8 protein-coding genes are annotated in these 14,114 nt (G+C 68.9%); 3 read left to right on the plus strand and 5 right to left on the minus strand.

Annotation, left to right across the window (positions count from 1 at the left end):
• Positions 1–9 precede the first annotated feature (9 nt).
• The 4 genes from ABZ194_RS00875 to ABZ194_RS00890 form a co-directional block, all read right to left on the minus strand.
• A complete protein-coding gene (locus ABZ194_RS00875; protein ID WP_355590230.1) occupies positions 10–1,092 on the minus strand; it encodes a hypothetical protein in 1,083 nt (360 codons plus the stop codon).
• The gene (locus ABZ194_RS00880; protein WP_355590233.1) at positions 1,089–3,980 is read right to left on the minus strand and encodes a helicase-related protein; all 2,892 of its coding nucleotides are present in this window, start codon (positions 3,978–3,980) and stop codon (positions 1,089–1,091) included. Before ABZ194_RS00880 ends, ABZ194_RS00875 begins: the two co-directional genes overlap by 4 nt.
• Positions 3,977–9,148: a DEAD/DEAH box helicase gene (locus ABZ194_RS00885; protein WP_355590236.1), complete on the minus strand. Its 5,172-nt coding sequence runs from the start codon at positions 9,146–9,148 to the stop codon at positions 3,977–3,979. The genes ABZ194_RS00880 and ABZ194_RS00885 overlap by 4 nt, the downstream gene beginning before the upstream one ends.
• Before the next feature lie 198 nt (positions 9,149–9,346).
• Positions 9,347–9,508, minus strand: a complete 162-nt coding sequence (locus tag ABZ194_RS00890) for a hypothetical protein (RefSeq protein WP_355590239.1) — start codon at positions 9,506–9,508, stop codon at positions 9,347–9,349.
• Positions 9,509–10,241: 733 nt separating this feature from the next.
• Between ABZ194_RS00890 and ABZ194_RS00895 the strand changes: the two genes are divergently transcribed.
• The 3 genes from ABZ194_RS00895 (at position 10,242) to ABZ194_RS00905 (ending at position 13,263) form a co-directional block, all read left to right on the plus strand.
• Positions 10,242–11,261, plus strand: a complete 1,020-nt coding sequence (locus ABZ194_RS00895) for a hypothetical protein (RefSeq protein ID WP_355590242.1) — start codon at positions 10,242–10,244, stop codon at positions 11,259–11,261.
• A 65-nt stretch (positions 11,262–11,326) separates the two neighbouring features.
• A complete protein-coding gene (locus ABZ194_RS00900) occupies positions 11,327–12,382 on the plus strand; it encodes a hypothetical protein (RefSeq protein WP_355590245.1) in 1,056 nt (351 codons plus the stop codon).
• Positions 12,355–13,263, plus strand: coding sequence for a DMT family transporter (locus ABZ194_RS00905; RefSeq protein WP_355590248.1), 909 nt, complete (start codon positions 12,355–12,357; stop codon positions 13,261–13,263). Before ABZ194_RS00900 ends, ABZ194_RS00905 begins: the two co-directional genes overlap by 28 nt.
• A gap of 164 nt (positions 13,264–13,427) precedes the next feature.
• Here the strand turns inward: ABZ194_RS00905 and ABZ194_RS00910 are convergent, their stop codons facing one another.
• Positions 13,428–14,060 (minus strand): TIGR03085 family metal-binding protein, encoded by a 633-nt coding sequence (locus ABZ194_RS00910; protein WP_355590251.1) that lies wholly within the window; start codon positions 14,058–14,060, stop codon positions 13,428–13,430.
• Between the last annotated feature and the right edge of the window lie 54 nt (positions 14,061–14,114).

Raw genomic sequence — 14,114 nt, forward strand, 5'->3', positions numbered from 1 at the left:
AAGGGCGAGTCAGCGGTCACCGTCGTCCGCGCCGAGGGCGTTCAGCACCGTCACGGTGGATCGCCACAGGTCGCCGTGGCGGTCACCGGGCCTGATCCGGGCGAGTCTGCGGAGTCGCCTGGTGGAGAAGTAGTCGTCGTACCGCTCCCTGGCCCGCGCGAAGTCCGGATCCGGGGGAAGGAGCAGAATGTCGCGGTCCTCGGCGACGAAGACGAAGATGAGCTGGTAGGCCAGCCGGAGCAGCTCGTGGCGGTAGTCGTCGAGGGTGAGGTCTCCGTCGCTCAGCGCCCTGTCCACGGCCGAGTTCGCGAGGCGGAAACCGGTGCCGAGCCGTTCCATGGCGGCCTTGACCCCGGCGGACAGCTTCCGGTGGAAGCGGACACCGCTGTCGACGGCGTGCTGACGCCACTGCTCCAGGCGGCAGTCGGCCGGGGTCGGCTCCGCGCCGTCCTCGCGCGGCAGCGGTTCGAACCTGGACTGGTGCAGGAAGGCGTAGAGGAGGAAGAACTCGTTGTAGACGTCACCCTCGAAGATCGCCTCAAGGTCGAACTCGACATAGGCGGAGCCGACCAGCGAGGTGGAGTCGCGCATGATGCGCAGCAGCCGCCCGTTCGACAGCACCCCCCACAGGTGGTCTGGTGAGACGTTGAGGAACTCCTGGAGCATCGACTGCGGGGCGCGGGTTCCGCGGGTGACCCGCCTGTCGAGATCGACGTGCCAGCCGGTGAGATGGATCGGCACGTGCTGCCAGAGATGGCTGACCGGGTAGTGCCGTCCCCCGGCGTCGAGGGCGCCACGCTGATAGGTCAGGCGGCCGAACTCCAGCTCGGTGAAGAGCGGCTGAAGCCACCGGTCGCGGGTGAGGGAGGTGCCGTCTCCGGATGGAAGCCGCTTCAGCTCCTCGTGGAACGAGCGGTAGACGCTTCGGAGGCGCTGCCACTTGCGTGCGGCGGCGTCCCCCAGCCGCTCGGAGCCCGTCAGGTGGTAGTCGGCCGGTTTCACCCCGGGAAGCTGGGGGTCGCCGGTCCTCACCTGGGCAAGCAGGTTGTGGGGGAACAATCCGCCGGTGATCTGGGCGTGGGAGAAGCTCACCTCGTGCCTCCCGGCAGGTACACGTAGGCGCCGAGCACGTCGGCGTGCGGCTGGAACGTCACGCCGAGGCCTCTGACGTAGGCTCCGGCGAGTTTGCGGACCCTGCGGTGCGCCTCCTGGAGCTCATCGGCGAACTCGGCGCCCAGCTCGTCCAGCTCCGGTTTCAGCGAGGCGATCGTACGGATCGCCCAGTCCATGTTCTGCTCGATGACCTCGGGCATGACGTTGCCGTCGGCGCCGGCGGCGAGCAGGGCGGCGGCCTCGGCTCCGGGGAGACGTTCGCCGCCCCGGTAGGCGATCACCTGCGCGTCCTCCGCCACGAGGGTCTTGACCGTCGTATTGGGCCGGGACCGGTCCGGCATGGAGACGTGGAAGCGGTAGCGGACCAGCAGGAGAAGCGTCCGGAGCGGCACCGAGGTCGTGTAGACGACTCCGGTCCTGCGGGCGGGGCGCTCCTCCTTCGGCAGCTTCCGGTCGAGCGCGGCGTCCAGCACGTATCTGGCGAGTCCCGTCACCGCCGGATCGGTGCGGACCAAGGCCCGTTCCCCCGGTTTTACCGGGGGGTGCGGACGGAACGTCACCGGCTTGACGTCTCCGGCCGCCGATACGCCCAGCGCCTGCCGTACACCGCCGGGCAGGTTGGTCAGGTCGGCGGTGAAGGTGTCGTCGCCGACGTTCACCACATCCGCTCCGAGCGCGGACAGGGCGAGGCGGGTGAAGGACACGACATCCTCGCCGCTGCCCAGCGCGGCCCGGACCGCCGTGACCTCGGTCTCGATCTCGCCAAGGTCAAGACCCGAGTGGGCGTACTTGGTCACCTGCCGGGACTCCCGCTCCGCGCTGTCGCGCCAGCGGCGTTCGGCGACGGCGGCCTTGTCCCACTCGGCGTGCAGCGCCCGCGCCGCCTCGTTGAACGGTTCGCCCACGTCGACGAAGTCCAGATCGAGAGGGAGCTGGTCGCCGCCGTCACGGAGCAGGAGGCCTTTGAAGAGCGCGTCCAGCACCTCGCCTGAGCGTTCCGGCACCGGCACCGAGACGCCGGTGGTGTCCCTGATCTTTCTGCTCTTTCTCAGCAGTACGTCCAGCACGATGCCGTCGATGCCATTGTCTACACCGTAGAGGGTGACCGCCTTCACGATGTTCCGGGTCTGGCCGAAGCGGTCGACGCGGCCTTCGCGCTGCTCGTGCCGGGTGGGGTTCCAGGCCAGATCGTAGTGGACGACCGCCTGGAACCCGTCCTGGAGGTTGACCCCCTCGGACAGGCAGTCGGTGGCCACCAGGATCCGGCGCCCCTCCGCCTCGGTGAGGCTCGCGATCCGGGCCACCCGCTCCTCGGGGGGCAACTCCCCGGTCACCGCGTCGACGGTGGCCTTCGAACGGAACGCCTTGACCAGCTCCTCCTTGAGATAGTTGGCCGTGGGGATGTAGCGGCAGAAGACGATCGTGTCGTAGCCGTCCGCGTAGAGGCCCTTGAGCTGTTTGATGAGGACGTCCAGCTTCTTGTCCTTCCTGGGCCCCCTCAGCTCGTCGAAGGCGTCCGCGAAGGTGGTCAGTCTCTCCCGCTGGGCCGCGCCGAGGAGCTCGTCGGCGGCGGCGGGGGCGGCGTCCGCGCCCTCGGCGGGCTCGTCCTCCGTCTCGTCGAGCACGGTCGCGCGGCCAAGGGCCTCGGCCTCGCGTTCGGTCATCACCTCGGCGCCGCCACCTCGGTTGCGCAGGGTCGCGGCCGCCGCCGCGGGGGAGGAGGCGACGGAGCGGAGCAGCCCGAGCGCCGACCACCAGCGGGTCCGGTAGGCGTGCCCCCCGTCGGAGGTGCGGACCGACTCGCGGGCGTAGCCGAGCACCTGCCGGGTCAGCCGGAGATAGTCGGCCTGCAGCGGATAGGGCTCGTCGAGGAACTCGCGTCTGCCGGGAAAGGCGGTCCGCTCGTCGAGGAACCTGCGGATGTCGTGACGGCGGCGTTGCACGAAGTGCCTGGCGAGTTCGGTGCGGCTCCTGGGGTCACGGAAGTCGACGGCGGCCAGATGCGGTTTCAGCACCCCGACGAGCTGCCGGAACGCGTCCTCGTGGCCGCTGTGCGGGGTCGCGGTCACCAGGATCAGGTGGCGGCTCTCGCGCTCGGCCAGGAGTTTGAGGAGCTCATGGCGGAGCCGGCGAGCGCGGACGCCGCTTCCCACGCAGGTGTGCGCCTCGTCGACGATCACCAGATTGGGGGCCTGCTCCAGGAAGAGCGCCCGGCGCGCGTCGCTCTTGATGAAGTCGGTGGAGACCACGGTGACCGGATAGTGCTCGAAGAACGTCCGGTCCTTGGGCCTGCGGTTCTCAAGCCGGACCACGGTTGAGGGCAGGACGGTGACGGCGGGCAGCGCGAACTTGTCGCGGAGTTCGGCGGCCCACTGCTCGGCCAGGGCGGGTGAGCAGAGCACCGTGAGGCCGTTGGCCGACCCCTGCTCCAGAAGCTCCTTGGCGATCAGCGCCGACTCGATCGTCTTGCCTATGCCGACGTCGTCGGCGATCAGCAGTCGCACGGGGTCCATCCGCAGTGCCAGCAGCAGCGGTACCAGCTGGTAGGCGCGGGGCTCGACCGCGATCGAGGCGAGGCTTCGGAACGGTCCCGCGCTGCCGCGGAAGCCGATCCGCAGCGCGGTGCGCAGGAGCGCGGCGTCGGCGTAGTCGCCCAGCTCCGCCGGATCCCCCGTCGGATCGGGGAAGGAGGCCTTGACGACCTCTTCGGGAAAAAAGCCGGCCGTGAGCTCACCGTCACCGTTGAGCGGTCGGGCGATCACGAAATCCGGGGTGCTCTCCGGCAGGACGACCCACTCGCGGCCACGGGCGGCCACCAGCGACCCCGGGGCGTAGGCGGTGACCTCGGATTCGACGGAGGCGGTCATCCGATCCCCCGGCCTGGGCCGAACACGTTCGGATAACGCCCTGCGACCATGTTCCACTCCTCGTCGTAACGGAATCTGACCACCAACCAGCCCGTGTCCATCAGACGGTCCGCCGCGGTCAGGTCACGCTCCACAGCCCTCGGCGTGTCGTGAACGGGGCCGTCGACGAACACGGCCACCGAGCCGCCCGCGAGAAGGTAGACGAAGTCCGGCCGGGCGCGAGCCTCGGTGATCAATCGCTGAGCGGTGTCCGGCATACGATAGTCGTGTTTTTCAAGGAAGGTAATGAAATCGCGCTCCAACTGACTCTGGCTGGTGTCGCGCAGCTTCTCCGCGTGTTCGGCCGGGCTGAGGCCGCCTCCTCCACCGCCGGGCCGTACGGTGGAGGCCGCCAGGTCTTTCAGGAGATCCACCACGGTCAACCGGTCGATGAGGCGATGAGAGGTCTGGTTGGAGTAGGACAGCAGACAGTCGTAGCAGCCCCGCTCGCATCGTTCCCGCGCCCCGGGGGCACGGTCCAGGTCCTCCATGGTCTCCGGATTCACATGAATGATCTCCAATGCCGTCTTCGCCACCGAGGCGAGAAGACCGGGTTCGGCCTGAAGCCGCCGCAGCGCTCCCGCACCGCCCTCGGCGCTCTCGACGAACAGCATGCGCCCTCGATCATCAAGATCAGGCAGAGCCTCACTGGTCAGTTCCGAGTCCTCCAGCTGGAAATGGGCTTCCATACCGCGCTCCAGTGCGTACCGCAGAGTAATGGCCTGCTCTCTGTGGACGGGGTGCGAGAGCCGTAGGACCAGGATGTTCCGCCGATCCTCCACAAAGGGCACGATCCGCTCCGGGCGCTGGGCGTCGTCGCGGGACGGCAGGTCGCCGTCCTCGGCCGCGAGGGCCTTGGCCCGGTCCTTCACCCGGGTGTCGCTGAGCCAGAGGCCGTGGGCGGCGTCCAGCCAGAAGCCCAGCGGCGCGTCCCTGGGACGACCGCGCCGGCCCAGGTTGATGATCCGGATCGTGGCGGTGTCGCCGTACACCAGCTCGCCGAGCGGCTCCTCGCCGGGGCTGGAGATCTCCGCGGGAAGGCGCCCTGAGCGGGCGCCGTGATCGCTGAAACGGTAGGTGGTGAGCAGATCGAACCCCGCCCGGCGGCGATCCTCCTCGTCGGAGGAGATGCGGGCACGTGGTCTGGTGTAGACCGTCTGCATGGCCATGAGCCGCGGCAGGAGATCACCGAGTGGATGGTCGCAGTTCTGACAGCGGTCGACACCCGGCGCGCGGGTATGCCAGTAGCCGCAGGAGGCGCACATCCGCGCCTCCTCCGTGGCGATCGCCCCCGACTCGTCGGCCGGCACCTGTACCCGGGTGACCTCGTACCGCTGACCCTCGTGGTAGATCAGCGCGTTCGGACCGAACTCGCTGATCGCGATGAAGCGGGGCCGCTGGATGTAGTCGCCGTCCCGGGCCTTCTCCGGCGGAATGAAGGCGGCCAGTGGCAGCCTGGGGAAGGAGTAGCCGGGCAGGAACCCCTCGGAGGCGAAGTAACGGTAGGTGTAGAAGTCACTGAAGGACTGCTCGCCGTCCTCGTTCAGGAGCAGCCGGAGCTGTTTCTCCGCCTGGGCTCTCCGCGCCTGCGCACCGCGCTGCTCGTCCCGGCGGACCGAGGCGTCCAGAACCCGGCGGTGTTGTTCCTCCCTGTCGGCCGTGGCACCGCGGTGCAGTGTCCGCCAGCGATCGCAGGCGGCGTCGAACATCGTGGCGGCCCGCCGGACCACGTCCTCGACCCATCCGTCGTACCACCAGGCGCTCTCCTCGACTCCCGGCACCTCCGCGAGAACCTTTCTCGCCCTGTCCAGTGCCCGCCGTCCGGCTGAGGGATCGGTGAGCTGCGATACGAGATCGGCGATCAGCGGCAGGCGCGCGGGGTCGCCCACGTCCAGCACCTCGCTCATGCCGCCGCCCAGTCGCGCGCCCGTTTCGGCGAGCCAGATCGCGTGCACATGGGAGCGGAGCAGGTCCTCGTTGGCCAGGTCGAGCCGTGGCGCGATCACCCTGCCCGAGACCATCTGCTCCGAGCGGCGGAAGTAGTACTGGTCGTGGGACTGCCCCGTGGAGCAGTACGTGGCCACGAGCGCGGGCTGCCCGCTCCGGCCGGCGCGGCCGGAGCGCTGAGCGTAGTTGGCCGGAGTGGGGGGCACGTTCCGCATGCCGACGGCGTTGAGCGTGGAGATGTCCACACCGAGTTCCATGGTGGGGGAGCAGTACAGCAGTGGCAGCCGTCCCCCCCGGAACGCCTTCTCCCGCGCCTCCCGGTTCTCGTTGGACACCTGGGCGGTGTGTTCCGCCGCGTGGATGCCGGCGAACTCCGGAGCGTGGTCCCGGTAAAGATCGCGGAAGAATCGGTTGACGCGAACCCCTGTTCTGACCGTTTTGCGTAGCGGGTCGAGTACGCCGGTGATGCCGTCACCCGCCTGCCAGATCAGGGCCGAGGCCTTCAGCCGGTATCCGGGGGCTCCACTTGCCCGGTCCCTCGGTGCTTCGGTGAGAACTCCGACATCCAGCAGTGTGGTGAGCAGCCAGCCAATGATCATTTCCGCGTCGGCCGTCCGCACCGGATGACCCCAGTGCCGGAACTCCCGGTCGCGGCCCAGGAACCGGCCGAAGGCGGCCCTGCCGGTCAGATAGAGGCCGGTGTTGCGTCTCCCCGGTGGAGCCGAGACCGCGTGGACCATTCCGACTCCGGGGTCCGGAGAGTTCCTCGGCAGCGACCACGGGCCGGTGAGCAGCTGGTCGGAGTCGTGCCGCAGGCGATCGAAGCCGTCCTTCGTCAGCACTTCGACGTCGATGGCGAGAGCACGGCGGATCTCGTCCAGAAGGACCCGGCACACCTTCTCCCGGTGCCCTGGCTCGTCGTCCCTGAGCGCGGGATGGGCCCCCTCCCAGAGATCCTGCCGGGAGGCCATCTCGGCCAGATCCAGATAGTCGAACCTGATCAGTCCGGTCTGCTCAAGATTGGGCATGTTGACCCGCCAGCCGCGGGCCAGATCCAGATAGAGCCGGTATTCGAGAGTCTGACGGAAGGCCTTGTCGATCGCCCGCCGAGCACCGGTGAGGGGGTTGGGCACCGCCGAGTATGTCGACGGGTCCGCGTTCAGGGCTTCGGCGACCCGCTGAGCGAGGGTCTCGTGGCTCAATCCCTCATCGCTGTCACGGACCGCCCGATACAGCGCGCCTCTCAACTGGGTGACCAGCACGAAGTCGTTGAGGTGCCCGGCCTGCAAGCTCGCGTCCTGGCGGTTGTCGACGAATGTGAGCAGTTTGCGGGCCGGAGGGTCGGCCGAGTGGCGAAGGCTCCGGTAGACGCTGGTGCCGATGAGGGTCGCGGCGGAGCTACGGCCCTCATACGCCCAGGTGGCGACCCGGCCGAAGTCCTTACCCCGAAGTTGTTCGTAGGAGACCCCGCACTCCGGTTGGAGGCAGAACCGGAACTTGCCGGGCATGAAGGCCGCTTCCATGCCGTGACCCGGATCGACCTCGGCGCCGTCGGAGGAGATCACCACGTTTCTCGGCAGCTGGCGCGTCTTACTGGGCTTGATCCGGGGTTCGCCGTCGGTGCCGGTGATCAGCCAGGTGTCGGGCAGCCTGCCCGCTCCGAGGGGGTCGGCGGGCCAGGGGTGCTCGGGATTGGCGTAAAGGTATCCGACATCGCTGCCGTCATCGGAGAGTTCATCGGTGTGTCCCGGCGCGAAGGTCCTCTCTCGCGAGCTGAAGGTCACGGCGAAGTACTCTTGGCCACACTCCCGGCAGAACGCCAGCGGGAAAAGCGTCTTCGCCCGCTGATGGGGCACACTCGTCTGATACTGACTGGTCAGATGCCGTTCGGAGGGCGGCTCCAGGCTCGCGTAGATGGTCTCTCCCTTGGAGAGGAACTGGTGCAACCGGAACGCGAACAGCGGGCGCCCGGTGTCCGGCTCGCGCGCCGCCGCGCCCACCCGGAACATTTCCTCGACGGCGCTCTGGCACCGGTCGACCGGCACCCCCGTACGGCTCGCCAGGGTGGCCACGGCATCCACGATTTTTATCGGTTTCCGGCGAACCAGGCGGCCTGTCGCCGGTTCGGCGTCGAGACCGAAGACGGTCTCGATCCAGCAGGCGAAAGGATGCGAGGAGAGGCCGGCGTAGCCAAGCCGCTTCCAGTCCTCGGAGAGAACGGCGCCTCTCAGTTCGCCGTCCGTCGCGACTCGATCCGAGGTGGCCCGCATCAGGGTTTCGCCGACGACCCTCTCCGCCGTGACCTCCGTACCAAAGATCTTTGAGGCGACGTCGGCGACCTCGCGCCGCTGCTTGGCGAACACGTCACTGCCGGCCATCGTGGCCGAGGTGCCGACGCACTGGACCCCGGGGGCCTCCAGCGCGTCCTTCACCCGGCGCACCAGGAGCGCGACATCGGCTCCTTGCCGGCCGCGATAGGTGTGCAACTCGTCCAGCACCAGGAACCGGAGCCCGCGGGCCGCTTCGATGAGCACCTGCCGCTCATACGGGCGGGTGAGCATGTACTCCAGCATCACGTAGTTGGTCAGAAGGATGTCGGGGCGCTGCCGCAGGATCTCCTCCCGGCGCTCCCTGCTCTCCTGACTGGTGTAACGGGCGAAGGTGACCGGCCGCCGATCGTCGGGGAAACCTCGGTTGAGATACTTGTCGAGCTCCTCCCACTGGCTGTTGGCCAGTGCGTTCATCGGATAGACGACAATCGCCTTGATCCGGCCGGGCTGTGGATCACGGAGCACCGCGTCAACGATGGGGACGATGTAGGTAAGGCTCTTTCCCGAGCCCGTTCCGGTGGTGAGAACGTAACTGAGACCGTCCCGGGCCAGCTCCACGGCCTCCCGCTGGTGCCGGTAGAGCACGAGCGGGTGTCCTGACAGATCCTGATGCTTGTTCCGGAAGATTTCCGTGGATCCTGGATGAAGGACGCCCGCCGAGACGAGCTCGGGGATGGAGCCGCCCGTGACGAAGCGCGGGTTGAGCGAGACCCACGGGTCGGGCCAGCGAGTCTTGAGCCGCCGTTCCTCCTCCACGTGCGCCGCGATCGCCTTGTCACGCACCTCCACAAGAGATGACGTGTAGGACTCGTAGTCCCGGATAAGTCGTTCGTGAACTTCGAAGACGTCCATTCGCCCGCAATCCCGATCTCTGCCTCTGTCCAGAGGACGCTACCGCTTGACGGTCTCGCCTGAAGGCTGCATGAGATCGGCACGGAGAGAACGGCGCCCCCGCGGGGAGCGGGGGAGATGGGCCGGGGACGGGGGAGCCCCGTCGGCGATCAGAGCTCAGCACGGATGTGAGGAACAGAGCCGGCCGGCCTGCCCACCTCAGGTCAGTACGCGTGTGAAGAACAGAGCCAGCTGGTCTGCTCCCTTCACGATCCCGGCGAAGACACCGTTCACCGCACTCGCCGCCTCGGCGGGCTTGGTGAACAGATAAAAGGCCACGAACGCCACCGCTACGTAGGTGGCGACCTTCTTGACCTGCATGGGGCCTCCTGCTGTTCCAGTCCCAGCCGTATATACCCGGATTTTAAGGATCTTTGGCATCTTCGGCCCGAGTGGCTCCCGGATTTTGATGATCATACCTGTCGTGCGGCGGTGATCCATGGCCGGATCGCCGGATCGGCATGGGGCACCCCCGCCATGGTGCGGTGGAGACGGGCCCGGTGTCCAATCTCAACTGCCAGATATACCGGTAGCGCTAGGGCGAGGTGGCCGGATCGCGCAGACCGGTGCCGATGTCTCGGTCCCGGGCGAACGGGTGATCGCCCGGACGGCCCATGGGCGTCCGATCCCCGCCGGGCGCTCGCGGGCCGGCGGCGCCTCCGTGGCGCGGGTGCCGCCACCGCCGAGGCCCGCGGCACCAGCGAGTCCTTTCCCTTTCCGCAGAAGAAATCACTTTGAGTAACATTCCTGATTATTTGTAGGATAATAAGAGTTTGTATTGGTAGATGTCGTGAGGGTTGACTCTGGTATGTGGTCGGCTTAGTGTCTGACATTGGTCGCCGTATATGTGTAAATCGACCAGTATGTACGGTGGGACATCTTTCTTTGTGGTCGCAGAGAGTTGAGGAGGTGTTCCATGCGGATCAAGCGTCGCGCCAAGGTGACCGCCCTTTCGGCTGTTCACCTGTGATGTGACGAATCGTCAGAAGGCCGGCACCCTCGGTGCTGGTCTTCCTCCTGTCTGACACTCCTCCGACGTCAAAGGAAATCGAGGGTGCCTGTGAACCCCCTTCCGGTAAAGCCCTGGCTCAGAGCCTCCCTGCGGATCGGGGATAAGGGCGAGACCGAATTGCACACCTCCGGCGGAGTCCTGGAGGTCGAGGCTCCGGAGGGAATGAGCAGGGACGATTTCCTCGGCCTGCTCAGGCTCCTCGACGGCAGCAGGACCGTCGAGGACCTGGAACGCGAGACCGGCCTCGACGGTGAGACGGTGCGCGAGGTCGTCGGGCCCGCGGTGGTCTGGGGTCTGGTCGACGACGGCGCCGCCCCGGCCGCCTCCTCGGGACAGGCGGTCCTGTCACGCCTGGAGGACGTCCTCAACCGGCTCCTGGAGGATCTGGTCCTCGCCGGGCCGTTCTGGCGGCGGATCCTGGAACATCCGGAGGATCTGCCGCACAACGTCTTCTTCGGCTTCGGGCTGGAGAACTGGTTCTTCCTGTTCCGGGAGAGCGAGTTCGACTCCGCCGTCCTCGCCCTCGCCGAGAGCACCGACCTCAGGGTGATGCTCAACGACTTCTACCAGGAGGAGCACCGCCACGACGACATCGTGCTCCGGGCCTTCCAGCCCCTGGGCATCGCCCGCGACGATCTGCTGCGCGCCCGCCCGCTGCCGACCACGACCGCCCTGATCAAGATGCTGTCCTGGTGGGCGCGGACCGACCCGCTCTTCTTCGTGGCCACGATCGGCGTGCTGGAGGGCCGCCTCGACCCCGCGGGGGACGCCCTCGACGGCCCCGTCGCCTACGACTCCTTCCTGGCGGCCTGCGACAGGATCGGGCTGGAGCCCGGCTTCGTCGAGCCGATGCGCGCGCACGCCCGGGTCAACGCCGGCCACGGCCACGGCTCCGTCAGCCGGGCGCTGTTCGCCCGGGTGCCCGGTGTCGACCGGGAGACCGAGCGGCGCTGGCACGCCAAGGCGCACCTGTTCATGGAGGCGTACGCGTCCTTCTACAACGGGATCCTGGAGCACTACGGCGACCCCCGCCGTCCGCTGCTGCGCACCGCCGAGATCTGACCGGGAGACATGTTGGCTTCCTCCCCACGCCTGAAGGCGGGGGTCTGCACACTCAAGGAGTTTCGATGAGCGACTTCGCGGGCTTCCGGCGGCCCTCACTCCGTCCGGGCGTGCGGTCGGGCCCCACCGCGGACGGCGGCGTCGAGTTCACCTATCTGGACGGGCGCCGGTTCGTCGAGTTCGAGTTCGACGCCGGCCGGGCCGAGCGGTTCCTGGACTTCGCCGGGAAGCTGGCCGAGGGCGGGCTGAGCGCCGCCGAACTGGGTGAGGCGTTCCCCGGCAGCCCCCGGGAGTACGGCGAGATGCTCGCCGCGCTCGACGAGCAGGGCATGATCGCCGAAGCCGAGGCGCCGGCGGCGGGAGGGATGAGCGGGATCGGCGCCTACGCCTACCTGCGCCGAAACGCCGACCGGGTGCGCGCGGAGGTCCACAGCCCCCTGGTCCAGGCACTCGCCGACGGCACCGCGACCCGTGAGCAGCTCATCGGCTACGCGGTCGAGTACTGGCACGTCACCCACCTGTGCCCCCGCGCCCTCGCCCCGGCGCTGGCCCGCGACGACCTGGGGCCGCCGGTCTGGGAGGAGCTCATGCGCTTCTACATGACCGAGCGCAACCACGACCGCATGATGGAGAGGTCGCTGCTCGCGGCCGGCGTCCCCCGCGAGCGGCTGCTTCGGGCCCAGCCGCTGCCGGCCACCATGGCGATCATGGCCTCGCTGGGCGTGTACGCCTACAACTTCCCGCTGGCACTGATCTCCACGCTTTTCCCGATGGAGGAGCCCGAGCCGGAGTTCCTGGAGCTGTTCCGCCTCCGCTGCGCCGAACTGGACCTGCCGGACGGCTTCGTCGGGCCGATCGCCGGCCACTCGGACGTGAACGAGGACGAGGCCCACGAGGCGGTAACCCTCGACCTGCTCGCCCGCCTCCCCTACCTGAGCACCGAGACGGTCCGCGAGTGCGGCAAGGCGGTGGCCGACGTGATCGAGCAGCGGGCCCGTCTCGACGCGGAGATCGTCTCTTGGTACGGCGCGGGCGGCGGCCTGCGCGACTTCGGCCACCACGACTATCCGACACAGGCAGGTCAGGCTCTCACGTGCGCCCCGCTGACATCCTTGGCATAGCCTCACTCGCCTCCATCTGGGGCACGAACTTCCTGCTGGTCGAGGAGGCGCTGGAGGGGGTCGACCCCGTCCAGATCGTGATCGTCCGGCTGGTGACGGGCGGGGCCGCCCTGCTGCTCCTGGTCCGTGCCCGCCGTACTCCGCTGCCCCGCGACGGCATGGTGTGGCTGAAACTGACCGGTATGGGGCTGCTCGGCCAGGCCCTTCCCTGGCTGCTGTTCGCCTGGGGGCAGCAGCAGGTCACCGGGGCGCTGGCCGGGGTCTACACCGGGCTGACCCCGCTGATGACCGTCCCGGTGGCGTGGCTGCTGCTGCGCGAGCGCCCCACGGTCGCCGAGATCGGCGCGGCCGTCGTCGGCTTCGCGGGGCTGGCCGTGGTCCTCGCCCCGTGGGGCGACCAGGCGCGGGCGCCGCTCGGCGGGCAGCTGCTCTGCCTGGCGGGCGCCCTGTGCTACGCGGTCGGCTACAGCTACGCAGGGAGCCTGATCCGGACGATCACCGGCAGCAGGCTCTCCCTGGCCGCGGCCCAGGCCCTGGCCGCTTCGGCGATCATGATTCCGGTGGGCGGCGGCCGGCTTGTCCAGCCGGTCCACCCGACGTGGCCGATCGTGGTCTGCCTGGCGCTGCTTGGCGCGGGGACCGCGGTCGCCTTCCCGGTCAACTACTGGCTGATCGCCAGGGTGGGCCCGGTGCGGGCGTCGCTGGCGTTCTACCTGATCCCGGTGGTCGCGGTCGCGGCCGGAACGCTGGCCAGGCGGGAACGGCTCAGCCCGAACGAGGTGCTCGGCTCGCTGCTCATCCTCGCCGCGCTGGCGGCCCTGTACGCCTGGGAGCGCGTGCGGGACGGACGCCCCGCGCCCCGGCCTCTGGAAGCGCGCTGACACGCGACCGTACGACGACTTCGGACTCTCGGCCGCCGTCGCCTCCGCGGGGGAGGCGCCCTCCCTCTTAGGAGATCTCTCCCGCGACCGGCGGGCGCTGTTCGTCTTCGGGACCGGGCACCGCCTGATCCCCTGAACCGCTCCCCGGCCCCGGACGGGGCGGCTCAGACGCCCAGCGGCGCGTCCATCAGCCTGGCCACCGCCGCGTCGCGGCCGGTGACGTCGACCTCGGCGTGCCGCTGACGGCCGAAGCAGAACAGCAGCAGCTCGCCGGCCGGTCCGGCCACCTCGACGCGGGGGCCGCCCCTGGGGCCGCCGAGCGCGACGCCGTCACCGGTGCGGTGCAGCAGGACGCCCACCGGCGACCTGCGCAGCAGCAGGCGGCCACCCCTGCGGAGCCGCCTCCAGAAGATCTTCTCCAGGTCGGCGGGGAGCTCGCGCGGCTCCCAGCCCGGCTGTGCCCGCCGTACGTCCTCGTGGTGGACGAAGAACTCCATGGCGTTGACGGCCTCGTCCAGGCCGGGGATCAGGCCATAGAGCCCGCGGGGGCCGGAGCGGACCAGCTCGACCAGGCCCGGGTAGCCGTACTTCGCCTTGAGCGACTCCTGGACCGAGGCGGTGTATCCGGCCAGCGGCTTGAGCGCGATGCCGCCGACGGCGTCGGGACGGCTCTCGCGCAGCACGAGGTGGGCGGCGAGATCGAAGGTGGTCCAGCCCTCGCAGAGCGTGGGGGCGTCTGGCCCGAGCTGGGCGAACAGGTCGCCGAGGGCGGCGCGCTCGGCACGGGCGTGAGTCATCTGGTGATCCTAACAAGACCGTTGCGTACGCGATCGGGGCGGGAAGCGTTATTC

This window comes from Streptosporangium sp. NPDC006007, assembly GCF_040614315.1.
In the GTDB taxonomy this organism is placed as follows: domain Bacteria; phylum Actinomycetota; class Actinomycetes; order Streptosporangiales; family Streptosporangiaceae; genus Streptosporangium.